21 protein-coding genes are annotated in these 26,107 nt (G+C 35.5%); 13 read left to right on the forward strand and 8 right to left on the reverse strand.

What is annotated here, in order from left to right:
- Positions 1-119: 119 nt before the first annotated feature.
- Positions 120-1,307, reverse strand: coding sequence for an ATP-binding protein (locus tag DU508_RS02055; protein WP_115401185.1), 1,188 nt, complete (start codon positions 1,305-1,307; stop codon positions 120-122).
- A gap of 167 nt (positions 1,308-1,474) precedes the next feature.
- Here DU508_RS02055 and DU508_RS02060 point away from each other — a divergent pair, with 167 nt between their 5' ends.
- On the forward strand, positions 1,475-2,074 hold the full coding sequence (locus tag DU508_RS02060; RefSeq protein ID WP_115401186.1) for a hypothetical protein: 600 nt from the start codon (positions 1,475-1,477) through the stop codon (positions 2,072-2,074).
- Positions 2,075-2,198: 124 nt separating this feature from the next.
- A complete protein-coding gene (locus DU508_RS02065; protein ID WP_115401187.1) occupies positions 2,199-2,702 on the forward strand; it encodes a hypothetical protein in 504 nt (167 codons plus the stop codon).
- A 258-nt stretch (positions 2,703-2,960) separates the two neighbouring features.
- Here DU508_RS02065 and alaS read toward each other — a convergent pair whose 3' ends face one another.
- Positions 2,961-5,576 (reverse strand): alanine--tRNA ligase, encoded by a 2,616-nt coding sequence (gene alaS, locus DU508_RS02070; RefSeq protein ID WP_115401188.1) that lies wholly within the window; start codon positions 5,574-5,576, stop codon positions 2,961-2,963.
- 115 nt (positions 5,577-5,691) lie between these two features.
- Here alaS and DU508_RS02075 point away from each other — a divergent pair, with 115 nt between their 5' ends.
- The 7 genes from DU508_RS02075 to DU508_RS02105 all read left to right on the forward strand — a co-directional run bounded on the left by DU508_RS02075 (position 5,692) and on the right by DU508_RS02105 (position 14,971).
- Positions 5,692-6,027 (forward strand): MerR family transcriptional regulator, encoded by a 336-nt coding sequence (locus tag DU508_RS02075; protein ID WP_115401189.1) that lies wholly within the window; start codon positions 5,692-5,694, stop codon positions 6,025-6,027.
- Positions 6,028-6,230: 203 nt separating this feature from the next.
- Positions 6,231-7,031: a PorV/PorQ family protein gene (locus DU508_RS02080; RefSeq protein ID WP_115401190.1), complete on the forward strand. Its 801-nt coding sequence runs from the start codon at positions 6,231-6,233 to the stop codon at positions 7,029-7,031.
- On the forward strand, positions 7,021-9,051 hold the full coding sequence (locus tag DU508_RS02085; protein WP_115401191.1) for a helix-hairpin-helix domain-containing protein: 2,031 nt from the start codon (positions 7,021-7,023) through the stop codon (positions 9,049-9,051). Before DU508_RS02080 ends, DU508_RS02085 begins: the two co-directional genes overlap by 11 nt.
- Position 9,052: 1 nt before the next feature.
- On the forward strand, positions 9,053-11,140 hold the full coding sequence (locus DU508_RS02090) for a ComEC/Rec2 family competence protein (protein ID WP_115401192.1): 2,088 nt from the start codon (positions 9,053-9,055) through the stop codon (positions 11,138-11,140).
- An 88-nt stretch (positions 11,141-11,228) separates the two neighbouring features.
- The gene (locus tag DU508_RS02095) at positions 11,229-12,005 is read left to right on the forward strand and encodes an enoyl-CoA hydratase/isomerase family protein (RefSeq protein WP_115401193.1); all 777 of its coding nucleotides are present in this window, start codon (positions 11,229-11,231) and stop codon (positions 12,003-12,005) included.
- Positions 12,006-12,027: 22 nt separating this feature from the next.
- On the forward strand, positions 12,028-12,708 hold the full coding sequence (locus tag DU508_RS02100; protein WP_115401194.1) for a hypothetical protein: 681 nt from the start codon (positions 12,028-12,030) through the stop codon (positions 12,706-12,708).
- Between the two features lie 94 nt (positions 12,709-12,802).
- Positions 12,803-14,971: a S9 family peptidase gene (locus DU508_RS02105; RefSeq protein WP_115401195.1), complete on the forward strand. Its 2,169-nt coding sequence runs from the start codon at positions 12,803-12,805 to the stop codon at positions 14,969-14,971.
- Positions 14,972-15,002: 31 nt separating this feature from the next.
- Here the strand turns inward: DU508_RS02105 and DU508_RS02110 are convergent, their stop codons facing one another.
- Both DU508_RS02110 and DU508_RS02115 read right to left on the reverse strand, forming a co-directional pair.
- Positions 15,003-15,713, reverse strand: coding sequence for a DUF3307 domain-containing protein (locus DU508_RS02110; RefSeq protein ID WP_115401196.1), 711 nt, complete (start codon positions 15,711-15,713; stop codon positions 15,003-15,005).
- The gene (locus tag DU508_RS02115; protein ID WP_115401197.1) at positions 15,713-16,324 is read right to left on the reverse strand and encodes a SatD family protein; all 612 of its coding nucleotides are present in this window, start codon (positions 16,322-16,324) and stop codon (positions 15,713-15,715) included. Before DU508_RS02115 ends, DU508_RS02110 begins: the two co-directional genes overlap by 1 nt.
- Positions 16,325-16,480: 156 nt before the next feature.
- On the opposite strand from DU508_RS02115, the gene DU508_RS02120 reads away from it, so the two are divergent.
- From DU508_RS02120 to pdeM, 4 genes are all read left to right on the forward strand, one after another.
- The gene (locus DU508_RS02120; protein WP_115401198.1) at positions 16,481-17,509 is read left to right on the forward strand and encodes a ligase-associated DNA damage response exonuclease; all 1,029 of its coding nucleotides are present in this window, start codon (positions 16,481-16,483) and stop codon (positions 17,507-17,509) included.
- A 3-nt stretch (positions 17,510-17,512) separates the two neighbouring features.
- On the forward strand, positions 17,513-19,102 hold the full coding sequence (locus tag DU508_RS02125; protein ID WP_115401199.1) for an ATP-dependent DNA ligase: 1,590 nt from the start codon (positions 17,513-17,515) through the stop codon (positions 19,100-19,102).
- 74 nt (positions 19,103-19,176) lie between these two features.
- Complete coding sequence (locus DU508_RS02130) at positions 19,177-21,654, forward strand: ligase-associated DNA damage response DEXH box helicase (RefSeq protein WP_115401200.1); 2,478 nt, start codon at positions 19,177-19,179, stop codon at positions 21,652-21,654.
- 75 nt (positions 21,655-21,729) lie between these two features.
- Entirely contained in the window at positions 21,730-22,368 is a 639-nt protein-coding gene (pdeM, locus tag DU508_RS02135) for a ligase-associated DNA damage response endonuclease PdeM (protein ID WP_115401201.1), read from the forward strand.
- On the opposite strand, the gene trxA is transcribed toward pdeM, so the two are convergent.
- From trxA to DU508_RS02155, 4 genes are all read right to left on the reverse strand, one after another.
- Positions 22,369-22,665: a thioredoxin gene (trxA, locus tag DU508_RS02140; RefSeq protein ID WP_115401202.1), complete on the reverse strand. Its 297-nt coding sequence runs from the start codon at positions 22,663-22,665 to the stop codon at positions 22,369-22,371.
- A gap of 102 nt (positions 22,666-22,767) precedes the next feature.
- Entirely contained in the window at positions 22,768-23,394 is a 627-nt protein-coding gene (locus DU508_RS02145) for a hypothetical protein (RefSeq protein ID WP_115401203.1), read from the reverse strand.
- A gap of 77 nt (positions 23,395-23,471) precedes the next feature.
- On the reverse strand, positions 23,472-24,806 hold the full coding sequence (locus DU508_RS02150) for a dihydrolipoamide acetyltransferase family protein (protein WP_115401204.1): 1,335 nt from the start codon (positions 24,804-24,806) through the stop codon (positions 23,472-23,474).
- Positions 24,807-24,853: 47 nt separating this feature from the next.
- Positions 24,854-26,107: a competence/damage-inducible protein A gene (locus tag DU508_RS02155; RefSeq protein WP_115401205.1), complete on the reverse strand. Its 1,254-nt coding sequence runs from the start codon at positions 26,105-26,107 to the stop codon at positions 24,854-24,856.

Genomic DNA, 26,107 nt, shown 5'->3' on the forward strand with positions numbered 1-26,107 from the left:
TGTATGTATATTAAATTTTATTAACTGCTGATGAACATCATCCTAAATAAATCAGATTTTATCTTTTCATCAGTGATTAAATATTACTAGCGCAAATATAGTTATTATTTAATCTTTCGTTAAAAAAGGCTTGATGGAGAAATTTTTAAAAATTCCTGCCACGGTAAGCCTCCTGCGCCAATCATCATAATCTTATCAGGTTTATACATTTTACTAAATGCATTCATTCCTGAAGTACCTGTTACCAGACCGGTACTTTTAACTTCGAGCCCTATAATTTTACCCCGTTTTTCCAAAATGAAATCTACTTCGTCATTTCTATGGCGCCAGTAAAACACTTTATACCCCTCTGCGAGAGAAGAATTTAGCAGATGTGCCCCGATTGATGATTCTACCATTCGTCCCCATTCTGCTGGCTGCTTCTTTATTTCTTCAAAAAATTCATTTCTTTGAGCACTGACCAAAGCATTGTTATGCACTTGGAATTTAGGGCTCGATGAACGTTTTCTAATTACATCTGCAGCAAATTTTTCAATACCCCCGAGTAATCCGGCTGTATCTAATAATTGCAAGTAATGAGATAATGTTGTTGTATTTCCTGCATCAGAAAGTTGTCCTAAAATTTTTGTAAATGAAAGAATTTGTCCCGAATACAGGCAACCCAACTCGAATAGTCTCTTCATTAAAGCTGGTTTATCTACTCGTGTGAGCATTAATATATCTTTGGAAATACTGGTTTCAATTAATGCATTTGAAACGTAATTTTTCCAGCGCTCTTCATCATCAATCAGACCAGCTGAACCCGGATAACCACCAAACCAAACATATTCGTCTGCACTAAAACCAAATGCTTTTTCCATTTCTACGAAGCTCCAATGCCCCAAATAGGTTAATTCAAAACGTCCCGCCAGTGATTCCGTTAAACCTTGCTGAATAAGCAATCGGGATGAGCCCAATAAAATTACTTTTATATTTGTACCGTTCCGTATATCTTCATCCCAAAGGCGCTTTACAATTTCGCTCCAATTATCAATTTTCTGAATTTCATCTATAACCAAAAGATAATCATCTGAATTATTATTTTTTATAGATTGTCGTATATTATTCCATATTTTTTCAATCCATGTTTGATCTGATGCTACCACTGCATCGGCAGATTCAAATAAATAAGGCATGGTAATTTTTTGTACCAATTGGTTTATTAACGTAGTTTTACCTACTTGCCTCGGACCAACAAGTACCTGAATAAATCTTTTTGGTTCATTCAAAACCTTTATAATTCTTTGTAGTTCAGGAAGTTCAAACATATTTAACAAATTACTCAATATATTGAGTAAAATTACTCAATATATTGAGTAATTGAAAATTATAGTTAAAGAATGTTAAAACGAATTGCCGTAATTAAACTACCATCTAATGGCTATGTCTATCTCAGTAATTAACACACAAAAGAAACCTTTAAATTAAAAACATTATGAAAAAGTTAGTATTATTTGCTGCAGTTCTGATGGTTTCATTATTCAGCATCAACAATGCCAAAGCACAGGTTAGCTTAAATATAAATATTGGTTCACAGCCTTTGTGGGGTCCGGCCGGATATGATCATGTAGATTATTATTATCTTCCTGATATTAACGCCTACTATTATGTTCCATCTGGTCAATATATTTATTCAAACGCAGGACATTGGATTAGTGCAAACAGTTTACCTGTTCAATATCGTAACTTCGATTTATACAGCGCTTATAAAGTTGTTATAAATGAACCAAAACCGTATTTGAGGAACAATGTTTATGTTGCTAAATACAGTAAGTATAAAAACTATGGAGGGCGTCAAACTATAATAAGAGATAGCCGCGATACTAAATACAATATAGTAAAAGGTCATCCCAATTATAATGGTAATAAAACGGTTGTGATAAATGGCAGTCGCCCCAGCCGCAATCAAAAAACTTTCGTAAGGATAAATCAACCCGTTAAACCTGTACAAAACAACGGCCGTATAAATACTGGTAAAGGTAATGATAACCGTCCTGAAAGAAATGTAGGCCAAAGAATCAATAGTAGAAGATAGTTCGTATTTTAGTTGTAATGTGAGGAGTTTCTAAAAGAAACTCCTTTTTTATATCTCTGTTACAATAGAAATTTTGGCACACCGTTTGAATTTGTAATACTACACACAAATTAAATGGATTACTATGAAAAAGTTATTTATTGTTGCTGCGATTGTAGGTATTGCGGCTTTAACATCTAATCAATCTAACGCCCAGGTAAGCATCAATGTAAATATCGGACCACAACCAGCCTGGGTTCCTGTCGGTTATCAAAATGTTAACTACTATTATCTTCCAGAGGTACATTCCTATTATTATGTTCCGCAAAGACAATTTGTTTATCTAAGTGGAAATAGATGGGTTAAATCAAGATATTTACCATCAAGATACAGAGGATATGATTTAAACAGGGGCAGAAAAGTTGTGGTATACGGAAATAGTCCTTACCGCAGTTACAACGTTCATAGCGTTAAATATGCAAATCATGTAAACGTTGTTCACTCATCGTACGGAGGTGGAAACAGGATTAAATACAATTCGCCCAGAAATAATTACCGACCACAACGTGTTGATTACAGACAACATGATAGACGAGTAAATTCAAGTTTATTCTCCAGAGGACACAGGGAAAAACACGGTCGACATTAAAACAAAAAGAGGCTTTAAAGCCTCTTTTTTTATGCGTTCTTCACACTGAGTTTATTTTAAAGTTTTTATAATTTTTTGAAAAGCAATTGCAGTAGTTCTTCGGTTAATTTAGTCCCGCTTTTTGTTCCAATCTTTTAAAAAACTCCTGTCTTTCTGAGGAATGAAAGATCTGTTTCATCTGTTACTTTATTACAGGGTATTCAGGGGTAATGCACTTTTTAAAAGTATTTCCACTGCAATCGGGTTTAAATGGGTAACTTATTGAGTTACAAATCCCTCAGCTTTTTCTAAAACAGTTTTTAAACCAGCAGGATTTTTACCACCTGCAGTTGCATAGAAAGGTTGTCCACCTCCACCGCCTTGAATTTCCTTTCCTAACTCACGAACGATGTTCGATGCATTCATGCCTTTCTTAACCAAATGATCAGATAACATGACCGTGATTCCAGGTTTACCATCAATTTCTGTTGTGAAAACCAGGAACAGGTTATCAATCATGTCTTTTAGTGAAAAAGCTAAATTTTTAACTGCATCTGCACTTGGCAAATCTATATGTCTTGCTATTAAGTTAATTCCGTTAATTCCTCTAACATGGTGCACAATTTCGTGCTTTAAGTTATTTACACGTTCTAAAGTGGATTTTTCAATTTCTTTTTTCAGCTTAGCGTTTTCTTCAAGCAACGCCTGAACAGATGCTGATAAATCTTTAGTTCCGTTTAACAACGTTTTTAAATGAGCCAACTCTTTTCTCTGATCTAAGAAATATTGTTCAGCTTTATCTGCGGTAATTGCTTCAATACGGCGAACACCTGCAGCAACCGCACTTTCAGAAACAATTTTAAATGAACCAATTTGCCCGGTGGCTTTTACATGTGTACCTCCGCAAAGTTCTTTAGAAAAATGATCATCGAAAGTTATCATTCGAACAAAATCGCCATATTTCTCACCAAATAAAGCAGTAACGCCACTTTCTATCGCATCTTGATATGGAACATTCCTCTGTTCTTTTAACTTAATATTCTGCCTGATTTTCTGATTAACGATCACTTCGATCTGAGCAAGTTCTTCATCAGTTACTTTAGCAAAATGAGAAAAATCGAAACGCAAATAATCAGCATTTACCAAAGAACCTTTTTGATTCACATGCTGACCTAAAACCTGCTTAAGTGCAGCATGTAATAAATGAGTGGCGGAGTGATTATCTTCAGTTAAAATACGTTTGTCCTCATCAACAACTGCCCAGAATTTACCTTCTAAATTATCAGGTAAAATATCAGTGAAGTGAACCGTTAATCCATTTTCCTTTTTAGTATCAGTAATATCAACCCAAAATTGGCGACTATGATCTTCTAATCGTCCGGTGTCACCTACTTGTCCACCACTTTCTGCATAAAAAGGAGTTTGGCGCAAAACAATCTGATATTGTTCTTTCCCCTTCGCCTTTACTTTACGATATTTTAAAATTTCAGTTTCAATTTCTAAATCGTCATAACCAACAAATTCACTTTGATCATCAGCATTCACAATAACCCAGTCTCCTGTATCAATTGCTGTGGCCGCACGGCTATCATCTTTCTGTTTTTTAAGGGCTTGTTCATACCCAGCTAAATCAACACTCCAGCCTTTTTCTCTCGCCATTAATTCAGTTAAATCAATTGGGAAACCAAAAGTATCTGATAATTCGAATGCGAAATTCCCTTCAACCAGATTATTTATTGCCTGGTACTTTTCAAAACGTTGAATACCTGTAGATAGCGTTCTCAAAAAAGAAACCTCTTCTTCCAGAACCACTTTCTGAACAAAATCCTGTTGAGAGATCAATTCATCAAAAACACCTTTAAATTGTTCAGCCAATAAAGGGACCAATTGATTTAGAAATGGTTCTTTGAAATTTAAGAAAGTATAAGCATAACGCACTGCACGGCGTAAAATTCTGCGAATAACATAACCAGCCTTGTTGTTTGAAGGCAACTGACCATCGGCAATAACGAATGAAATAGCCCGAATATGATCAGCCATAACGCGCATTGCAACATCAGTTTTCTCTTCAGCACCGTATTTAATTCCAGATTTCTCTGCAATGAACTGAATTATCGGTTGAAAAACATCTGTATCGTAATTAGAAGTTTTATCTTGTAAAACACGAACCAAACGTTCAAACCCCATTCCTGTATCAACATGTTTAGCAGGTAAACTTTGCAATGAACCATCTTTTAAACGGTTAAACTGCATAAATACATTGTTCCAGATTTCGATTACCTGTGGATGATCTGCATTAACCAAAGTAGCGCCATCAACCAGAGCTTTTTCTTCATCAGTACGACAATCCACATGGATTTCGGAACAAGGACCACACGGACCTGTATCACCCATCTCCCAGAAATTGTCTTTTTTATTCCCTGGTAAAATGTGGCTTTCATCAATGTATTGTTTCCAAAGATCATAAGCTTCCTGATCTTTTTCTAAACCTTCTTTCTCATCACCTTCGAAATACGTTACATATAATTTTTCCTTTGGAATTTTATAAACTTCAGTCAATAACTCCCAGCTCCAGGCAATGGCATCTTTCTTAAAATAATCTCCGAAACTCCAGTTACCCAGCATTTCAAACATGGTATGATGATAGGTATCAATGCCTACTTCTTCCAAATCGTTGTGTTTTCCTGATACGCGTAAACAACGTTGGGTATCGGCAACCCGTGGATATTTAATAACCGCTTCTCCTAAAAACAAATCTTTAAATTGATTCATCCCGGCGTTAGTAAACATTAATGTAGGATCATTTTTTACCACAATTGGTGCAGATGGAACAATATGATGTTGTTTCTCTTTAAAAAAATTTAGGAATGCCTGTCTTATTTCTTGTGCGGTCATCGTTATATTATTGGAGGAACAAAATTAAAATTTTATTACGTTATTAAGGAAAAATCGAGCTACATTTGAATACTTTAATTAATCGATATAAAACACTCATAATCAAGCACCAATTATGCCTTATAAAGAAAGAGACATCAATAAAATGTATTATACTATGGGCGAAGTGACCGAAATGTTTAAAGTAAATGCATCACAAATACGTTTTTATGAAAAAGAATTCGATATTCTTCAACCTAAAAAAAACAAGAAGGGCAATCGACTTTTTACTCCGGAAGATATCGAAAATTTAAAGATTATTTTCAATTTGGTGGATGAAAAGGGCTTTACTTTAAAAGGTGCCAAGGAGTATTTAAAAAACAATAAATCTGATGTTAAAGAAAATCAAAAGATCATTGATTCTTTGGAAAAACTAAAAGGCTTTTTGGTAAATTTAGCGCAGGAGTTGTAGTAACCAAGCATCATTTATAAAACTTCTCATACCGTAAGCACAAGTAGTCGTTACCCTGAGTTCATTTCTGGCATGATGATGTAGCTAACATTTATTTCTAAAAAAAAATAATTCCCTAATTCCCAATTCTGATTTAATTTTTCTACATTAGAATAACCAAACAACAATCACCCTATTTTTTTTAACTGGTTTAACGCCCTTTTATGAGAATATGGTATGCATTGTTAGTCTTCCTTACTCCTTTTTATTTATCTGCCCAAAACAATTTAGGGGCACGCCTAACAGCGATTGGCAACAACGGCACTGCCGTACCCGATGTCTGGACTTTGCAGGCAAATCCATCTGGAATTACGGGCATCGAAAAACCCGTCATTTCATTAAGCTACATCAAACATCTTTTTAGTGATGAAATTAGCACACAAGCTTTTGTTGCTGTTATTCCTTTCAAAAACAACTTTTTAGGAACAAGCTTTCAGCGGTATGGATTTGTTGAATACAACGAAAGCAAAGTTGGCTTCGCTTATGCAAAAAAGTTTGGCGATAAACTGTCTACCGCAATCAATGTAAATTATCATCAATTGAGAATTACCAACTATGGTACTTCAACGGGGTTTTCTGTTGACATTGGTGTGATTTATTGCTTTGAAAATCAATTTATTTTTGGAGCTTTTGTTAGTAATCCTTCTAAACAAAAATTTAGCAGTACCGAAGCTTTGATAGAAATTCCAACATCATTTAATATTGGGGCAAGCTATTTCGCATCAGATAAGATATTGATTGCCAGTTCAGTCAGTAAAATATTGAATCAATATATAGATGTTAGTTTAGGCATTGATTACAAAATAGTTGATTCATTTAGCCTGAGAGGTGGTTTGAGTGCCAAACCTTTTAAGCAGTATGCAGGTTTTGGCTTAAATTACAAAAAGTTGTTGTTAGATATGGCAACTACTTATGATGCTAGTCTTGGTTATGCACCTCAAATTGCAATTGGCTATGCGTTTTAAAATAATGACCTTGCTTTTCGTGATGCTGGGTTTCATCGCAAATGCTCAAATTACTGAACAAGAGATCCACATTCAGGACATTTTGGAAAGTGTTGCCGAAAATCTTCCTGATGAATATGACATGACTGAATTGATTGATGTTTTGACCAGGTTAAAAAAACATCCGATTAATTTAAATAAAACCTCTCCTCAAGAATTAAAAACATTGGTTTTCTTATCGCCATTACAAATCAGCAATTTCTTTGATTACGTCAAAGAAAATGGAAACCTGGTTGATGTGTTAGAGTTGCAGAGCATTAATGGTTTTGATATTAAAACCGTTCAAAATCTTTTGCCATTTATTACGTTAAATGCAATCACTGAATATGAAAAACTCACTTTAAAAAATATATTCAGCTTAGGGGAAAATGATGTAGTGATGCGTTTCGCCCAGACTTTACAAAAGCAGAAGGGTTATACCGATTTACCAGGAAACAGATATTTGGGTACACCCGAAAGATTTCAAGCCCGTTATAGATATCATTATGGATCAATAGTTTCGGCTGCAATTACCGTAGATAAAGATGCTGGTGAAAAATTCATAGATAAACCTTTCGATTTTGTTTCTGGCAACGCTGCTCTTTATAAATTGGGAAAGATAAAGAAATTAGTGGTAGGTGATTATAATTTACAATTTGGACAGGGGTTAACGCTTTGGTCGGGCTTTTCTTTTGGTAAAGGGCCGGATGTAACCAGTGTAGCCAAAAAAGATTTAGGTTTGCGCCCATATACATCAGCAAATGAGTATTCATTCCTTAGAGGTGCATCAGCAACCATAAACTTATATCAAAACATTGATATCACACCATTCATATCTTTAAGAAACCTGGATGCTAGCCAGAGTATAAATTTTGAAGGAGATTTAGTTCAGGCAACAATTAATCAAACAGGTTTACACAGAACACCATCAGAAATTAAAAACAGAAATGTATTAAGTCAACAGGTTTTTGGCGCTGTTGTTCAGTACACTAAAAATGAGTTGGGAATTGGAGCAATTGCCCATCAAAGTAAATATGGAAACAGTTTTATTACACAGGCCGCAGTTTATGATCAGTTCAGTTTTACCGGAAATTCATTAACTAACCTCGGCCTTTTTTACAATTACACTTATAAAAACATTTATTTTTTTGGCGAGGTTAGCAAAAGCTTAAATAGTGGTTTAGCTTATGTAAATGGGGCTTTGGTTAGTTTATCACCAACAGTTTCAGCTGCAATAACTTATAGAGATTATGCTAAAGATTTTCACAACTTTTTTAATCAGGGCTTAGCTGAAGCAAGTGAGGCTGTAAATGAAAAAGGGCTTTATGCAGGATTAAATATTATTCCAAATAAACGCTGGTCATTTTCCTTTTATGGTGATTATTTTCAATTTCCATGGTTAAAGTATAGAGTTGATGCACCATCAAAAGGTTATGAAATTTTAAGTCAGGTGGTTTATACCCCTACAAAAACCTTTAAAATTTTAACCAGATTTAAAACAGAAAACAAACAGCAAAACACAGATTTAAATGTTCTGGTTAACTTTTTAGATGATGTAAAAAAAGAAAGTTACCGCACGGAAATAAGTTGGCAATTAAATAAAAAATGGAGTTTTCAAAACCGGATAGAGGTTTCACAATATAAAAAAGGAGAAGCCAATAGCGAATTTGGTTGTTTAATTTATCAAGATATAAATTACGCTCCCAAATTTTCTAAAATTACCGGAAATTTAAGAATTGCCTACTTCAATACACCGAGTTATAACAGTAGGATTTATGCTTATGAAGATGACGTTCTTTACAGCTTTGCTTTCGGAATGTATAGCGGAAAAGGTTTCAGAACGTATTTAAATCTGAAATATAATCTGGCTAAGAAACTGAATATCTGGACAAGATATGCCATGTTCATTTATAAGGATGTGGAAACCATAGGAACATATCTTGATGAAATTCAAGGAAATAAGAAATCGGAAGTGAAAGTTCAGTTAAGATACCAGTTTTAGTATGTTTAAGGGAGAATATATTTTTGTGAGGATATTAGCTCCATTTATTTCTGGAATTGGAATCTTTTATTTTCTGCCTCGGGAAAAATTTATTCTGATTACTGAAATGATAGCGGGAATTCTTCTTCTGGCTATTTTGTTTATCAATGTCTATTACAAAAAGCTAAACGGCTATCGGTTTAAAGGTTTAACTGGCATACTGATTTTACTGTTTTTCTTTGCTTTTGGTGGCGTGCTTTGCTTACTGAACAACGAAAAACTCAAAGCCAGTTATTTTGCCAGAAATAATAATACTTATTTAAAAATCTGGATTAACGGGGAACCTGAAAAAATCAATGATATTCTTCGTTTTAAGGCGAGAATTGTTTCGGGTTATCAAAATAACAAGCAAATCAGACTTAGTGGCCAGTTACTTTTGGCATTAAAACTAAACAATGTAAATCCAATAAAATTAAGATATGGAGATGAATTGATTATCCCAGCTCATCATTTTGAAGTTGAACCGCCGTACAATCCTGCAGAATTTGATTTTAAAGGTTGGCTGGCGATTCATAATATGTATGAACAAACATTTATTGATCAGACCCATTTATTGAAAACGAATAAGAACATTGGAAATCCAATTATAAAATTTGCTATAAATCTAAGAGAAAAGCAAATTGACAAGTATCGTAAACTTATTAAAAATGATGAGGCTTTTGCTGTAGCGTCAACATTGATTTTAGGCTATCGGGCAGACTTGAGTAAGGAAACATTGGCTGCTTACTCCAAAACCGGAACCATACATGCACTTTCAGTTTCAGGTAGCCATGTTGCGATTATCTTCTTTGTTCTGGACTTTTTACTGATGTTTCTCGACAAGAAAAAAACTTTACGAATTTTCAAATTCATTTTGATTTGCAGCCTGATCTGGGTTTATGCTTTAATTACAGGTTTATCGCCGTCTGTCGTTCGGTCTGCCATTATGATAACCATTTTCATTACTGCTAAAACTTTTGCTAAAAACAAAAACGGTTATAATACATTGTCATTCGCGGCTTTTTGTCAATTAATTTACAATCCATTTCTAATTTGGGATGTTGGTTTCCAATTATCATATATCTCAGTATTTGGGTTAATTTACCTCCAGCCTAAAATTTACAATTGGATTTACGTTAAAAACAAATGGCTTAACAAAGTGTGGGAATTAACCGCACTTTCATTAGCTGCGCAGCTTATCACTTTTCCGCTTTGCATTTATTATTTTCATCAATTCCCGGTTTACTTTTTGCTGGGCAATCTGTTTATTTCCATCCCATTAATTATCATTATGATTTTAGGAATAGCTGTGCTCATTCCTTTTTTAGATAAACTTTCGCCAATATTTGAATGGATTATTACATTTACAAACAACGCTCTGAAATGGATTGCCGATTTACCCTACTCTACTTTTTCATCCATCTGGATAAACTTACCAGAATTAATTTTGTTGAGTTTTGCTTTAGGATTATTGGTTTATTCATTTTCAAAATATAAGAAATGGGCTTTATTGTTGTCGCTGTCTATTTATATCATCTACCAAATGCTGATTATTTACGATAGTTATACAGCTGTTCATCAAAAGAAAATTATCTTTTTTACGCTAAGAAAAAATTATGCAGCGGCGTTTGTTAACGGTAACCAAACAGTTTTACTTACCGATTTAAGTGCTGATGATAAAAATTATCTATTCTTTATTAAACCAGCCCTGGAGCAGTATCAGATCAGTAAAATTAATTTCATCACTTTAAAACAGGATACTATTCTCCATCCGTTTATTAAGAAAGATCATCAAATCATTTTTGATAAATTCAAAATCTTACTGGTTGATGAAGCTTTAAATCGTAAAAGATTAAATATTATCGGCAAATTCTCCGGAATCTGGATAACCGGGAACACCAGATTTACACTGGAAAATCTTCCAAAGGAAGTGGAGTATAAATCAATCATTATCGATGCTACAAACAAAGATTATAAAATTGAAATGTTCAAAACCTTTGCTGAAAATATTAAAGTAGAACATCATGTTTTAAAGAAAAATCCTGCATATTTGGTTTACCTAACCCAATAATATGGAACCATCATGAGCATACTGCTTATAAACGGCAGTGATATGCTCGTGATAGCTTCATCACTTTTAAAAAACAAGTTATATATCGATGAAAAACCTGGTTTTGTATAGTGTGGAAGATAGAATTGCCACCATAACCATTAATCGACCGGAGAAGCGGAATGCTTTAAACCCAGATCTGGTCAAAGCATTAACCAATGCTTTTATACAGGCAGAAGAGGATGACTTAGCCAAAGTAGTTGTTTTAAATGCTAATGGTGGTACTTTTAGTGCAGGCGCAGATTTAGAATACCTTCAACAGTTACAATATAATACCTTTGAGGAAAACGTTGCAGATTCCAATAATCTAAAGAAACTCTTTACCACCATTTATTATTTACCTAAAGTGGTTATTGCACAAGTTGAGGGCCATGCAATTGCCGGCGGTTGCGGGTTAGCAACTATTTGTGATATTGTTTTCGCAACTCCTGAAAGTAATTTTGGCTATACTGAAGTTAAAATTGGATTTGTTCCTGCAATTGTTTCCTGCTTTTTAATGCAAAAGGTAAATGAAACCATCGCTAAGGAGATTTTACTCACTGGAAAAATTTTTCATGCAGAACAAGCATTGAAATATAATTTGATAAATTTTGTAACAAATTCTTCAGAAATTCATCTAAAGGTTAGAGAATTTGCACTAAGTTTGTGTAAAGAGAGTTCGGGCAATTCGTTAATGATCACAAAACAGCTGATAAATCAAACTACAAAGCCCTTACTTGAGAAAACTTTAGAAACAGCAATACAAATTAATGCTCGTGTTCGGGAGAGCGAAGATTTTAAAAAAGGTATCGCTTCCTTTTTAAATAAAGAAAAAATTAACTGGTAAATTACTAAACTGAAATAAAAACATGTTCAAATCAATTAAAACAAGTGTTGTAGCCTTTATATTAGTAGGTACAGCTGTAATCGCTCATGCGCAAAAGAAAATAACCGAAGGTACAATTACTTACGGCTTGCAATATAAATTAACCGATGAGCAGAAATCTGCCATGGCTGGACAAGAACCGCCAGCAGAAATGAAGGTTAAATTCAATAATGGTTTAACTAAAATTGAAATTGAACAAGGTCCGGCTTTAATTGGTATTGTTTCTGATAATAATGCCAGAACTGGTTTGCTTTTAATTGATGTGCCTATTGCACAAAAACAATTTGCTGTAAAACAATCAAAAGAAGACGTGGAGAAAGCAATGGGTGAAATGCCAAAATTTTCTGATTTTAAAGCTACCGGTGAGAAACAAACTGTTGGTGGTTTCAGCGCTGAAAAATATACATTTAAGGATGATAAAGGCGCTTCGCATGAACTTTGGGCTACTAAAGACATCGAATTACCAAACGTTGGTGCTCAAAACTATTTTCCGGGTTTAGGCGCATTTCCAGTAAAATATACAATGGTTCAAAGAGGAATTGAAACTACTACAACATTAAAATCAATTGCAGAGGGTAAAGTTGGTGTAATTTCTAAAGATGTTCCGGCTGGTTATGAAGTGGTTACCATGGAAGATCTTGCAAAAATGCAAGGTGGTGAATAATTAACCAATATCTTAAAATAAACGGCTTTTTAACTGCCGGCTTTTTTTTAAATTAGCCCGAAAGTTAAAAAGCTTTTTTTATGTCTGATTATTTATGATAAAAAACTTATTATTCAAATTATCAATTACCTGCATTTCAATTTGTGCATTAATTGAAGCAAAAGCTCAAGGTATAAACTGGGCAAAAGACGGTAATTCTTATTATCAAATTGCCAGTGGAGAAGTTGTAAACATCACACTCCCTAAAAGTGACAGAAAAACCATTATTTCCAGAGCACTCCTCACTCCTGCCGGAAAAGATTCGCCAATTGCAGTTCGAAGTTTTCAATTATCGTCAGACGGCACTAAAGCATTGATTTTTACAAACAGTAAAAAAGTTTGGCGCTATGATACCCGTGGAGATTATTGGCTGGCAGATTTAACTTCAAATAAAATAACCCAAATTGGGAAAGATAAACCTGCATCATCTTTAATGTTTGCAAAATTATCGCCCGATGGAAGTAAAGTTGCTTATGTGAGTAAGCATAATTTATATGTTGAAAATATAGATGGAACTGGCGCCAAAGCTTTAACAACAAATGGAACCGACCGGATGATTAATGGTACTTTCGATTGGGTTTATGAAGAAGAATTTGACTGTAGAGACGGTTTTAGATGGAGTCCAGATGGAAAATCAATTGCTTATTGGCAAATCGATGCTACGAAAATTAAAAATTTCTTAATGATAAACAATACCGATTCTATTTATCCTTACACTATTCCGGTTGAGTATCCAAAAGTAGGAGAAAATCCATCTGCATGTAAAGTTGGTATAGTTGATATTGCTACTGCCAAAACCAATTGGTTAAATGTTCCCGGAGATAATATTCAACATTACATTCCTCGTATGCAGTGGGTTCCAAATAGCAATGAAGTGATTTTACAGCAACTTAACCGTGAGCAAAATGAAAGTATTGTTTTCATTTGTGATGCAGCCAGCGGTTCTGCCAAGGCTATTTATACAGAAAAAGCAAAGGCCTGGATTGATGCTCAGGATGAATGGAAATGGTTGAACGACAATAAGGAATTTACAATTTTATCAGATAAAGATGGTTGGGATCATTTATACAGAATTAGTAAAGATGGTAAAAAAACAACTTTAATTACTAAAGGAAACTACGATGTTATCTCTGTAAAACTTATTGATGAGAAAAACAATTATGTATATTTCATTGCATCACCAACCAATGCCACACAACGTTATCTTTATAAAACCAGGTTGGATGGTAAAGGTAAACTCGAAATGGTAACACCATCAATCCTGCCAGGCACACACAGTTATGATATTTCTCCTAATGCTGCTTTTGCCCGCCATATCTACAATAGTTCTGTTGTAAAACCAGTTGCCGAATGGATGAACTTTACAACTGGAAGTCCTCTCACTATGGATGGAAGCATCACTACACAATTAGCCAAGCAAGAAGCACCAAAAAATAAAGTAGAATTTTTTAAAGTAACGACAGAAGATGGGATTGAATTGGATGGGTGGATGAAAAAACCTGATCATTTCAATCCAGATAAAAAATATCCTGTTGTATTTTTTGTATATGGCGAGCCTGCATCACAAACAGCTGCTGATACTTATGGCGCAGGCAGCAATGGATTATATGGTGGAGATATGGCGAATGATGGTTATATTTATATTTCGATGGATAACCGCGGTGCCCCGGTTCCGAAAGGAGCAGCATGGCGTAAAAGTATCTATAAAAACATTGGTATAATCAATATCAGGGATCAGGCTATGGCAACTAAAAAGTTATTGGCAACCTATCCTTTTATGGATAAAGATCGTATTGCTGTTTGGGGCTGGAGTGGCGGAGGTTCTTCAACCTTAAACCTGATGTTCCAATACCCGGATATTTATAAAACAGGTATCGCAATTGCAGCTGTTGGCAATCAGTTAACTTATGATAATATCTATCAGGAACGCTATATGGGCACTCCTTTTCCAAGTAAAGAGGCTTATGTAAAGGGCTCTCCTATTACTTATGCCAAAAATTTAAAAGGTAATCTGCTTTACATTCATGGTACCGGCGATGATAACGTTCATTATCAAAATGCTGAAATGTTAATTGATGAATTGATTAAAAACAAAAAAGTATTTCAATTGATGAGTTATCCTAATCGTACACATAGCATTTCTGAAGGCGAAGGAACCGACGAGCATTTATCACTAACCTTTACTAAGTTTTTAAAAGAAAATTGTCCTCCGGGAGCCAGATAAAAAATTAAAAGCAGCTTTCGGGCTGCTTTTTTTATGCAATAAATGTTTGTGTAAGCATGCTGATGATGATTGCAATCCCAAAACTCAGTAAAGTACCAATCAATACATACTCAGTTAATTTCAAATCATGTGCCTCTTTTAAATCGCCAAAACGGAAGATGGATTTTGCTGCAAGTAAAAATCCGACAGCTTCAAAGTGATTGGTTAGGATAAAAACAAAAATCAAAACACGTTCTAAAATCCCAATATATTTGCCCGCATTTTGTAACGATTGAGGACTTTCACTATCGTTCTCCGGTAGCCATTTGGCAATAATTACCTTCATTATTATCGATGTTGGCATGGTTAAAAACAAAGCCCCAGAAATTAAGATCCAGGTTTTTACTTCATTAAAGTAGCTAATATCAAGATAACCCCTGTAGAAAATATGCCATATCAGTACAATGGAGCTTAAATGTAAAACCTGATCAATAAAAAACAATGTTCTGGCATTCTTTTTAGTTTGAAACAGCGTTTTTAAGGCATCAATCACGAAATGAAGTACACCAATACACAATGCGACTTTCCAGGCTTTGAAACTCAGAAATATCACAAATATCAATGTAATATGCACCAGAACATGCAAGTATAATTTTCCCGATTTAAGTTTTTTTCTTTCTTTATCCTTAACCCAGGAATTAGGTTGAAGAAAAAAATCTCCGATCAAATGAGCAAGGATGATTTTAACTAAATAGATGTCCATTATTTAGAAAGTATTTGGTTCAATTTTTTACGATAAAGCTTATCCATTTCCATAAGTTCTGAATAATGGGCCCTCTTTAAAGCTTCACTTACAGATGATTGCGTTCTACCAGAAATAGCAGCCAACTCACTTTGAAGTAAATTTTCATTTTCAAGCGCCAGTTTTATCATTTCAGCCGCAACAATTCCCCAGCTATCCATTGTAATTAAAGATAGCTTAATTAGTACATTAATTTCTTCATCAAAATCTGGGAAATCAGTTTTAATAGCCAGATTAACCTTAGCTTGCTTTAAACTATCAAAGGCGATCCCGGAGTTTACAAATGCATCTCCACTTGATTCTGAAAGCTTTTTTCGTTTGTGTTTTACTTCTCCGATTCCAATGCCCATTCTTACATCCGCAGGTTTGTTTATTCTGATACAGGCTTTCAAATAAGCAGCGGTTTTAATCGCATTTTCTGGTTCTACCTCCAGCTGAAAGCTATCTCCACGATATATTTCCCATTTGTTATTTTGCCCGGCGGCTAACTTTAAAGCAGTTTTCAAGCTCAATAGCCAGCTATCTTTTATTTTCCTTGAGCCTACAATATCACCTGTTATAATGCAAATCATAATACCAATATCGAATAAATTAATTGAATTTCAAAACTAATATCGGCTAATTAGCCGATATTTCAATTTATCGGGTAATTACCCGATATTTCAATTTATCGGGTAATTAGCCGATATGACATTAAAACTTATAATCAGCTTTATTGTTTATTAGGCATGGCATTAATCGAATTCACTAAAAAAGGCATTTATTGTAAGCAGGGCGATTTCTATATAGACCCCTGGTGGCCTGTAAATTATGCCGTAACCACACATGGCCACAGCGATCACGTACGTTTTGGCAATAAATATTATCTCTGTCATACGCTAACAAAACCAATTATTAAACGACGCATTAGCGAAGATTTAAATGTAGAAACCCTTGATTATGGAGAAAGCATTGTCAGAAATGGTGTGAATATTTCTTTTTTCCCCGCAGGCCATATCATCGGTTCAGCTCAGGTACGTTTAGAATATAAAGGAGAAATTTGTGTCGTTTCAGGCGATTATAAAATAGAAGATGACGGGATCAGCACTGCTTTTGAACCTGTAAAATGCCATTCATTTGTTTCTGAAAGCACTTTTGGTCTACCTGTTTACAAATGGCAAAAACAAGATATCGTTTTCGATAAAATTAAAAGTTGGGTAAGTGATAACATCACTCAACAGAAAACAAGCATACTCATTGCTTATAGCTTAGGCAAAGCACAACGCTTAATTAAAAACCTAACCGGTAATATTCCTATTTATGTTCATAATAGCATTGCAAACCTGAATGAGGTAATCATAAATGCAGGCGTAAATTTACCTGAAACCATTAGAATTACGCCCGAAATTACTAAAGATGAATTACAAAAGGGAATTGTGATTGTTCCTCCGGTTATGAGAGATAGTCGCTGGATTAAAAACCTGAGTCATCCGGTAACCGGAATTTGCTCCGGTTGGATGCAAGTTCGGGCACATCGCCGCTGGCAAAGTGCTGATGCGGGTTTTGCCTTGAGTGATCATGCCGATTGGACTGGTTTAATGGACGCTATTACTGCAACCGGTGCAGAGAAAGTTTATGTTACGCACGGTTTTACGGCTGCTTTCAGTAGATTTTTAAACGATAATGGCATCGAATCTGCTGAAGTGACAACTAAATTCGGACAAGAAGATGATGAAGAGAATAAAGTTGATTTGGCTGAACAAAATGAAACGAAATAAGCTATGAAACGTTTCGCACAACTCATCCAGCAACTCGAACTCAGCAATAAAACCAACGATAAAATCGCTGCTTTGGTTAATTATTTCAATTATGCCGATGACAAAGACAAAGTTTGGGTGATTGCATTATTTACAGGCAAAAAACCGAAACGGCCAATTAAATCTGCTTTATTAAAATATTGGGCAATTGAAATCACTCAAACACCAGAATGGCTGTTTTCTGAAAGTTATTCAAATGTTGGCGATTTAAGTGAAACCATTGCCTTACTCCTGCCGCCTGCCGAAAATACTTCTGATTTCCAACTCCATAAATGGATTGAAAATTTACATGAACTGGAAGGAAAAGACGATGAAACCAAAAAAGAGTTCATTTTAAACGCCTGGAATACTTTGGAAACAAATGAACGCTTCATATTTAACAAGTTAATTTCTGGTAATTTCAGAATCGGGGTTTCCAACAAAATGCTGGTAAATGCACTGGCAAAACAAAGCAGCTTAGATAGTGCCCAGATTATGCACAGCATTATGGGTAAATGGAATCCCTACGAAATCACTTTTAACGAATTAATTAATGGAATCCACGTTAATACCGATAACTCCTGGCCTTACCCCTTTTGCCTGGCTTATGCATTGGAAAATGAACCTGAAACATTAGGAAGTATTTCAGAGTGGCAGGCAGAATGGAAGTGGGATGGCATCCGTGGGCAAATTGTAAAACGAAACGGCGAATTATTTATCTGGTCGCGGGGAGAAGAATTAGTAACAGAACAATTTCCGGAGCTACATTTTTTGATTGACATTTTACCAGATGGTGTGGTTTTAGATGGAGAAATTTTAGCGGTTCAGAATAAACAGGTTTTATCATTCAGCACATTACAACAACGTTTAAATCGTAAAACGATAAATAAGAAACAACTTGAAGATGCACCAATTGGCTTTTTCGTTTATGATATTTTAGAATATGAAACAAATGATTTCCGGGAGCAGCCCTTAAGTGAGCGAAGAAAAATATTAGTGCAATTAATTGGTGGATTAAATGAAAGCCCAGTGATTTTGTCGCCAGTGATAAACTGTAAATCATGGGAAGAACTGGCAGAGCTAAGGTTAACCTCACGTTCTATTAACAGCGAGGGGATTATGCTTAAAAAGTTAAGTTCACCTTACCACAGTGGCAGAAAACGTGGCGATTGGTGGAAATGGAAAATCAATCCATATACGGTTGATGCCGTGATGATTTATGCCCAGAAAGGTAGTGGCCGCAGAGCAAATTTCTTTACCGACTACACTTTCGCTGTTCGCGATGGCGAAAATCTGGTTACCATCGCAAAAGCCTATTCGGGTTTAACTGATAAAGAAATTAAAGAAGTAAACTCATTTGTTACCAGAAATGCAATCGAAAAATTCGGACCGGTACGTACTGTAAAACCTGAACTTGTTTTCGAAATCGCTTTTGAAGGAATTGCCCAAAGCAAAAGACATAAAGCTGGTTTAGCCTTACGTTTTCCCCGAATACTTCGTTGGCGTAAGGATAAAAAAGCCGATGAAATCAATACTTTAGAAGATTTAAGGCAATTGTTGAAATCAACGTTATAAAGTATTTCTTAAGCTTGTTTGCAATGATGATCATCACCTAAATAAAAAGATTAAATTAGTTCTCTCATTAAAATATGGATCAAACAAAAACCAAAGGCTATAAAAAAATTAAGCAGTGGCTTAAAGCCAATGGTCGTAAGCCGTTTAAGTTTCAGGAAGATGCCTGGCAATACTATTTAAATGGTTATAGTGGTCTGGTTAACGCTCCTACGGGCTTCGGGAAAACATTTTCTTTATTTCTTGCTGTTGCGATAGAAGCTTTAAATTCATCAGAAGCGAATGGTAAAAAAGCAAAAGACCGCCTTCAGTTAATCTGGATTACTCCACTCCGCTCCTTAGCTAAAGACATTGCAAGAGCCATGCGGGAAACATTGCTGGAACTGGAATTAGATTGGCACGTTGGTGTTCGCAATGGCGATACTTCTCAGGCAGAAAAAGTTCAGCAGAAAAAATCCATGCCTGAAATACTATTGATTACGCCTGAAAGTCTGCATCTTCTTTTAGCACAAAAAGGTTCATCAACATTATTCAGAAACCTTAAATGCATCGTTGCTGATGAATGGCATGAATTGTTAGGCAGCAAACGTGGCGTATTAGTGGAACTTGCCATTTCAAGAATCAAAGGCTTACAAAAACTGGAGAAAAACCAGTTCTTGAGGGTTTGGGGAATTTCTGCAACCATCGGCAATATAGAGGAGGCACTGGATGTTTTAGCGCCAAACCCGGAAACCAAAAGAATTATCGTAAAAGCTGATTTAGAAAAGAAAATACTCATCAAATCCATTTTGCCTGATGATATTGAAACATTGCCATGGGCAGGCCATTTGGGTTTAAAACTGGCTTATAAACTTTTACCAATTATTGAAAAAAGCAAAACCACATTGATTTTCATCAACACACGCGGTCAATCAGAAATGTGGTATCAGCATTTGCTAAACATAGAACCTGAATTGGCCGGAAGAATTGCAATCCACCATGGTTCTATAGATTTTGAATTACGCAACTGGATTGAAGATGCATTGCACACAGGTCAGTTAAAAGCAGTGATCGCTACTTCATCTTTGGATTTAGGTGTCGATTTTAAACCTGTTGATACTGTTGTTCAAGTGGGGTCGCCAAAAGGAGTTGCACGATTTTTACAGCGTGCAGGCCGTTCAGGGCATTCTCCCCACGAGATTTCTAAAATATACTTCCTGCCAACTCATGCTTTGGAATTAGTAGAAGCTGCCGCCATTAAAGAAGCAGCGAAAACCAACAATATTGAAAGCAGAGAACCTTTTATTATGATTTTCGATACACTGATTCAATATTTGGTTACGCTGGCCATTGGCGATGGTTTTGATGATAAGGTCATTTATGAAGAAATTAAAAACACCCATGCATTTAAGCTGATTTTACCAGAAGAATGGAGTTGGGTAATGCAGTTCATCACATCAGGCGGCGATAGTTTAAGTGCTTATAACGAATTTAAAAAGGTTACTAAAGATGAAGATGGCCTTTGGAAAGTGAAAAGCAGGCAGTTGGCCATGCGCCATCGGTTACATATCGGAACGATTGTGAGTGATGCCATGCTGAAAGTTAAGTTCATTTCTGGCGGTTACATTGGCATGATTGAAGAATTTTTTGTCACCCGCCTGAAAGCCGGCGATAATTTCAGATTGGCTGGCAGAGTATTGGAGTTTATACAGGTAAAGGATATGACCGTGGTGGTTCGTGTAAGCAAACAGAAAAATGCAATTTCTCCCAGCTGGAATGGTGGTAGGTTGCCACTATCTTCAAATTTGGGTTCGGTTCTCCGTAAAAAATATAATGAAGCCCTTAATAAAACTCATCAGGATGAAGAACTAGATGCTGTTTACCCTTTATTTCTATTGCAAGAGAAACGCTCACATGTACCACGAAATGATGAGTTATTGATTGAGCTCATCAATAATAAAGAAGGATTTCATCTTTTCGCTTATCCTTTTGAAGGGCGCTTGGTTCATGAAGTTTTAGCAGCGCTCGTAGCCTATCGTTTAAGTAAACTTCTGCCCATTAGTTTTTCCATTGCCATGAACGATTATGGCTTTGAGTTATTGAGTGAAACTGAAATCCCTATGGATGAATCAATTGCTTATGAAATTTTCTCTCCAAAAAACCTTACAGAAGACATTACTTTAAGTATTAACTCAACAGAAATGGCCCGACGTAAATTCCGTGATATTGCCTGCATTTCAGGACTGGTTTTTCAAGGTTACCCTGGAAAGTATGTGGCAAATAAACATCTCCAGTCATCTGCAGGTTTATTTTTTAATGTTTTTAGCGATTACGATAAACATAATTTACTTTTGCGGCAAGCTTACGATGAGGTATTTTATCAGCAATTGGAAGAACCCAGATTAGCAGCCGCTTTAGAAAGAATTCAAAACGGCACAATTATTATTACCAATCCGAAGAGTTTTACACCATTCTCTTTCCCGATTAAAGTAGATAGTTTGAGGGAAAACATGAGTTCAGAAGAATTGGAACAACGAATTGCAAGAATGAAAGCCGAATCGGAGAAAATTAAGTAACCTCAATAAGTAAAGTGGAGCTTGTTAAAATGCCTGGAAAGTCGTTTAGCAAGTTCAGAATGACAAGAAAACTACATGACGATTACAAGCCACGGAGAAGAATTGATTTTAGATAAAGAAAGGGCTTTATACTTACCTCAGCACCAACTTTTAGCCATTAGTGATTTACACATTGGTAAATCAGCTCATTTTCGTAAAGCTGGTGTTCAGGTGCCATCAACCATAGCACAAAATGACTTACAACGTTTAAGCTTGCTTATTGATAAGTACAATCCAAAAATGTTATTGGTTAATGGAGATATGTTTCATCATGGTTTAAATACAGATATTGATGAATTTTATGAGTGGAGAAAGCGTTATCAGGAATTGAATTTTATACTTGTTAAGGGAAATCACGACAGATTATCCAAAGCAGATTATAACAAAATGAGCATTGAAATCCATGAACCAAGTTTCTGTCTGGGTCCATTTTGCTTTATTCACGATGCACCTCAGTGCACTGAAGAAGAGTTATATCCCATTAGCGGGCACATCCATCCAGGTGTTACTATTGTTGGCAAAGCAAAACAACGTTTAAAATTTCCCTGCTTTTACTTTGGTAATGATTATGCCGTTTTACCCGCTTTCAGCGCATTTACGGGTTTGTATAATATCTATCCGAAAAATTCAGAAAGAATTTTTGCCATCACTCCAAAAAATGTTGTACAAGTATAATCAGGCATGTGAATCTATGATTTGCTTCAGTTGGGATGCTTGCAAAACCCCGCTCTGACGCCAGATTTGTTTGCCATTTTTAAATAACATAAGCGTTGGTACACTTTGAACACTGTAAGCGGCAGCAGCAGCCTGATTCTTATCAATATCAACTTTAATAATTGAAACAGAATCACCAACCTGAGCTTTCAATTGTGCTAAAATTGGTTTCATCATTTTACAGGGGCCGCACCACTCTGCAAAAAAATCAACCAATACAGGTTTATTGCCATTTATTAATTCTGAAAACTTAGCCATGATTTTAATTTTTATTTACAAACAAATACCTGATGGTTTTGGTTTTAAACGAAAGAAGTCAAGCTTTTAAAAACTTGACTTCTTTAATATAACGTTAATCATTTACGATTTAATCTCTTTATCAGTCAGCAACTCTGCATTTAATGCTCCTACCCAGCTATCAAACAAAGCCTGCTCAATTTTAATTACTTCAGCAGCGTGGTTTTCCCAATCATCAGAAAAAGCAACCAGTTGATTGATCATTTCTTCAAGATGGCCTTCTTCTTCCAAAATAATCGATTTTACATTTACCTTGCTTTTAGCCTCATCCAATACTGATTGATAAACCGGGTAAAGTTCATCTGCACGAACTTCGATGGCATAAGTTACAAATAGATAAGCAGCAAATTTCAGCTCATATCCTGATAGATTAAACTTTGCTTTTAAATAACGGCAAACAGCGATATCCAAAGCATGTAAATAGTATTTTGTTTGGTTAGGAGAAAGTAATTCTGTATTGGTATAAGTTTTACATAAATCTTCTCCAACCTTTGCAATTTGCTTTTTTAAATAATAAGCATGACGATGTTCTTCAGCAGCATGTTTAAGAATAATGAGATTTACATTTTCTTTATGTTCTGATGCCGAAATCTTCTTTGCACCTGCATTTTCCATATAAGACAATGTATTTAACCATTTGGCATGTAATACATTATCAGTAACTATCGATTGTAAAACTGAATCTAACATCTCTATTTTTTCATTGTTAAACTAAGAAGTGGCTGGCATTTCATCTAACTGAAAACTAACTGGTAATTGCAAACTAATTAGATTTCTCTATTCAAGTCCCACGCTTCCAAATAATCAGCTACTCTGCGAACGAACATCCCTCCTAATGAACCATCAACTACTCTATGGTCGTAAGACAAAGAAAGGAACATCATGTGGCGAATCGCAATTACATCACCATATTCGGTTTCTAAAACGGCTGGTTTCTTTTTAATCGCACCAACAGCTAAAATGGCTACCTGAGGTTGGTTAATAATTGGTGTGCCCATTACATTTCCAAACGAACCCACATTGGTTAGCGTGAAAGTACCGCCCTGAGTTTCATCTGGTTTTAATTTAGCGTTTCTTGCTCTGGTTGCTAAATCATTAACTGATTTTGTTAAACCGACAAGATTAAGCTGATCAGCATTTCTGATCACAGGAACAATTAAGTTTCCACTTGGTAAAGCTGCAGCCATACCAATATTGATGTCTCTTTTCTTAATGATTTGAGTTCCGTTAACAGATACATTGATCATTGGAAAATCTTTAATTGCTTTTGCTACCGCCTCAACAAAAATCGGAGTAAAAGTTATTTTCTCATTCTCCCGCTTTTCGAAGCTGTTTTTCACTTTATTGCGCCATAAAACCATATTGGTTACATCGGCTTCAACAAAAGAAGTTACATGGGGCGAAGTCGTTTTGCTCATCACCATATGATCGGCAATCAACTTACGCATCCTGTCCATTTCTATAATTTCATCATTACCACTTACACTGGTTGTTGATGTTTTATTTATAGCTGGAGTTTGTGGAGCAGCAGATGCTGTTTCTATTGTTGTTTTTGCAGCTTGTGCTTGAGAAGTTTCAACTGGCTGACCTCCATTTTTACTGGCGATATAATTTAATAAGTCATCTTTATTTAAGCGACCATCAGCACCAGAACCTTTAATTGAATCTAATTCAGCTAAAGTAATATTCTCTTGTGCAGCAATACTTTTAACCAGTGGAGAATAAAAGCGATCTGAAGTGGCAAAATCATTTTGAGTCACTGTTTTTTCAACAGCCAATTGATCAATGCCAGGAATGGCCTCAGCTTTTTCTTCCACAATCGGAGCAGCAGCAGGTTCTTCTGGTTTTACATCATGACCACCTTCTGTTTCGATAATTGCAATGATATCACCAACCTGAGCAACTTCATCTTCCTTAAATAATTGTTTAACCAATTTACCGGAAACAGGTGATGGCACTTCAGAATCAACTTTATCAGTTGCTATTTCCAGAATAGTATCATCTAAATCAATAGAATCGCCAACTTGTTTTACCCATTTAATCACTGTTGCTTCTGCAACACTTTCACCCATTTTTGGTAACAATAGTTCGTATTGAGCCATATTAAATTACAGTATTTTATATTGGTAACCCGACAAAAATACAGTTTTTATTCGTTGTCTAGGTCTTCCTTAAGTATATTTAACAACATAGTCAAAGCTGATGTTGCTGCTCTTTGGATGTTTTGAATGCGTTTATTACTGAAATTAAACACTTTAGCTATGGTTTTGTGCTTTGAAGAAATTGCAATCCAAACCATTCCCACCGGCTTCTCTTCTGTTCCGCCATCGGGCCCGGCAACTCCACTTACCGCAATGGCGTAATCCGTTTTAAAATGTCTTACAGCACCTTCTGCCATTTCAGTTACCGTTTGCTCGCTAACTGCACCGAAAGCAGCTAAAGTATCTTTCTTAACACCCAAAATGGATTCCTTTAGCTCACAAGCATAAGTAACTGCCCCGCCAAAGTAAACCGAAGAACAACCAGGGTGCTGCGTAATCAAGTGTGCAATATAACCTCCGGTACAGCTTTCGGCAGTCGATAACGTCAATTGATTATCTTCCATGATATTCAAAATCGCTTTCTCTAAAGGAATATCCTCATCGACAACAACAAACTTCTTAACTTTTGCAATAATTTGTTGAGCGTATGCTTCCACTTCGGCTTTTAAAAGAGTTTCTTCTTTGCCACTGGCAGATAAACGTAAACGGACCTGACCCAATTTGGGTAAATAAGCAAGTTTGATATGTCCTGGTAAACTATTCTCAATTTCTTCAATCTCTTTAGCTAAAAAAGATTCTCCAATATTTACAGTGAGAATGGTTTTATGAATGATAGCCGGAAGTTTGAATCTAAGTTTAATTCTGGGAAGAATTTCATCATCCATTAAATACATCATTTCATGAGGAACACCAGGCATTGAAACAATAATCTTATCATTTTGCTCAAACCACATGCAAGGCGCTGTTCCATTTTTATTTACAATAACTTCACAACCATCGGGAACATCGGCCTGTTGAATGTTAACATCAAGCAATGGGCGCTTATATTTTTCAAAAATCTGACGTACCATTTCCAATGCGCCAGCATCACTGCGAAAGCCCATATTAAAATATTTAGCCAGAGTTTTTTTGGTAACATCATCCTTCGTCGGACCTAATCCGCCGGTAATTAAAATGATATCGGCGCGTTTTTCCGCGTCAGCCAAAGCTGATAAAATATGTTGTTCATCATCAGAAATTGATGTGATTTGCTTAACAGAAACACCTATTAAATTTAACTGTTTAGCTATCCAGGCTGAATTGGTGTCAACAATCTGACCGATGAGAATCTCATCACCAATGGTTATAATTTCAGCTAACAT

Origin of the sequence: Pedobacter chinensis (genome assembly GCF_003339865.1) — a bacterium.
Lineage (GTDB): Bacteria > Bacteroidota > Bacteroidia > Sphingobacteriales > Sphingobacteriaceae > Pedobacter > Pedobacter chinensis.

Coding starts and splice junctions, on each gene's coding strand:
- DU508_RS02055 (WP_115401185.1), bottom strand. CDS start 1,307: ATGTTTGAACTTCCTGAACTACAAAGAATTATAAAGGTTTTGAATGAA.
- DU508_RS02060 (WP_115401186.1), top strand. CDS start 1,475: ATGAAAAAGTTAGTATTATTTGCTGCAGTTCTGATGGTTTCATTATTC.
- DU508_RS02065 (WP_115401187.1), top strand. CDS start 2,199: ATGAAAAAGTTATTTATTGTTGCTGCGATTGTAGGTATTGCGGCTTTA.
- alaS (WP_115401188.1), bottom strand. CDS start 5,576: ATGACCGCACAAGAAATAAGACAGGCATTCCTAAATTTTTTTAAAGAG.
- DU508_RS02075 (WP_115401189.1), top strand. CDS start 5,692: ATGCCTTATAAAGAAAGAGACATCAATAAAATGTATTATACTATGGGC.
- DU508_RS02080 (WP_115401190.1), top strand. CDS start 6,231: ATGAGAATATGGTATGCATTGTTAGTCTTCCTTACTCCTTTTTATTTA.
- DU508_RS02085 (WP_115401191.1), top strand. CDS start 7,021: ATGCGTTTTAAAATAATGACCTTGCTTTTCGTGATGCTGGGTTTCATC.
- DU508_RS02090 (WP_115401192.1), top strand. CDS start 9,053: ATGTTTAAGGGAGAATATATTTTTGTGAGGATATTAGCTCCATTTATT.
- DU508_RS02095 (WP_115401193.1), top strand. CDS start 11,229: ATGAAAAACCTGGTTTTGTATAGTGTGGAAGATAGAATTGCCACCATA.
- DU508_RS02100 (WP_115401194.1), top strand. CDS start 12,028: ATGTTCAAATCAATTAAAACAAGTGTTGTAGCCTTTATATTAGTAGGT.
- DU508_RS02105 (WP_115401195.1), top strand. CDS start 12,803: ATGATAAAAAACTTATTATTCAAATTATCAATTACCTGCATTTCAATT.
- DU508_RS02110 (WP_115401196.1), bottom strand. CDS start 15,713: ATGGACATCTATTTAGTTAAAATCATCCTTGCTCATTTGATCGGAGAT.
- DU508_RS02115 (WP_115401197.1), bottom strand. CDS start 16,324: ATGATTTGCATTATAACAGGTGATATTGTAGGCTCAAGGAAAATAAAA.
- DU508_RS02120 (WP_115401198.1), top strand. CDS start 16,481: ATGGCATTAATCGAATTCACTAAAAAAGGCATTTATTGTAAGCAGGGC.
- DU508_RS02125 (WP_115401199.1), top strand. CDS start 17,513: ATGAAACGTTTCGCACAACTCATCCAGCAACTCGAACTCAGCAATAAA.
- DU508_RS02130 (WP_115401200.1), top strand. CDS start 19,177: ATGGATCAAACAAAAACCAAAGGCTATAAAAAAATTAAGCAGTGGCTT.
- pdeM (WP_115401201.1), top strand. CDS start 21,730: ATGACGATTACAAGCCACGGAGAAGAATTGATTTTAGATAAAGAAAGG.
- trxA (WP_115401202.1), bottom strand. CDS start 22,665: ATGGCTAAGTTTTCAGAATTAATAAATGGCAATAAACCTGTATTGGTT.
- DU508_RS02145 (WP_115401203.1), bottom strand. CDS start 23,394: ATGTTAGATTCAGTTTTACAATCGATAGTTACTGATAATGTATTACAT.
- DU508_RS02150 (WP_115401204.1), bottom strand. CDS start 24,806: ATGGCTCAATACGAACTATTGTTACCAAAAATGGGTGAAAGTGTTGCA.
- DU508_RS02155 (WP_115401205.1), bottom strand. CDS start 26,107: ATGTTAGCTGAAATTATAACCATTGGTGATGAGATTCTCATCGGTCAG.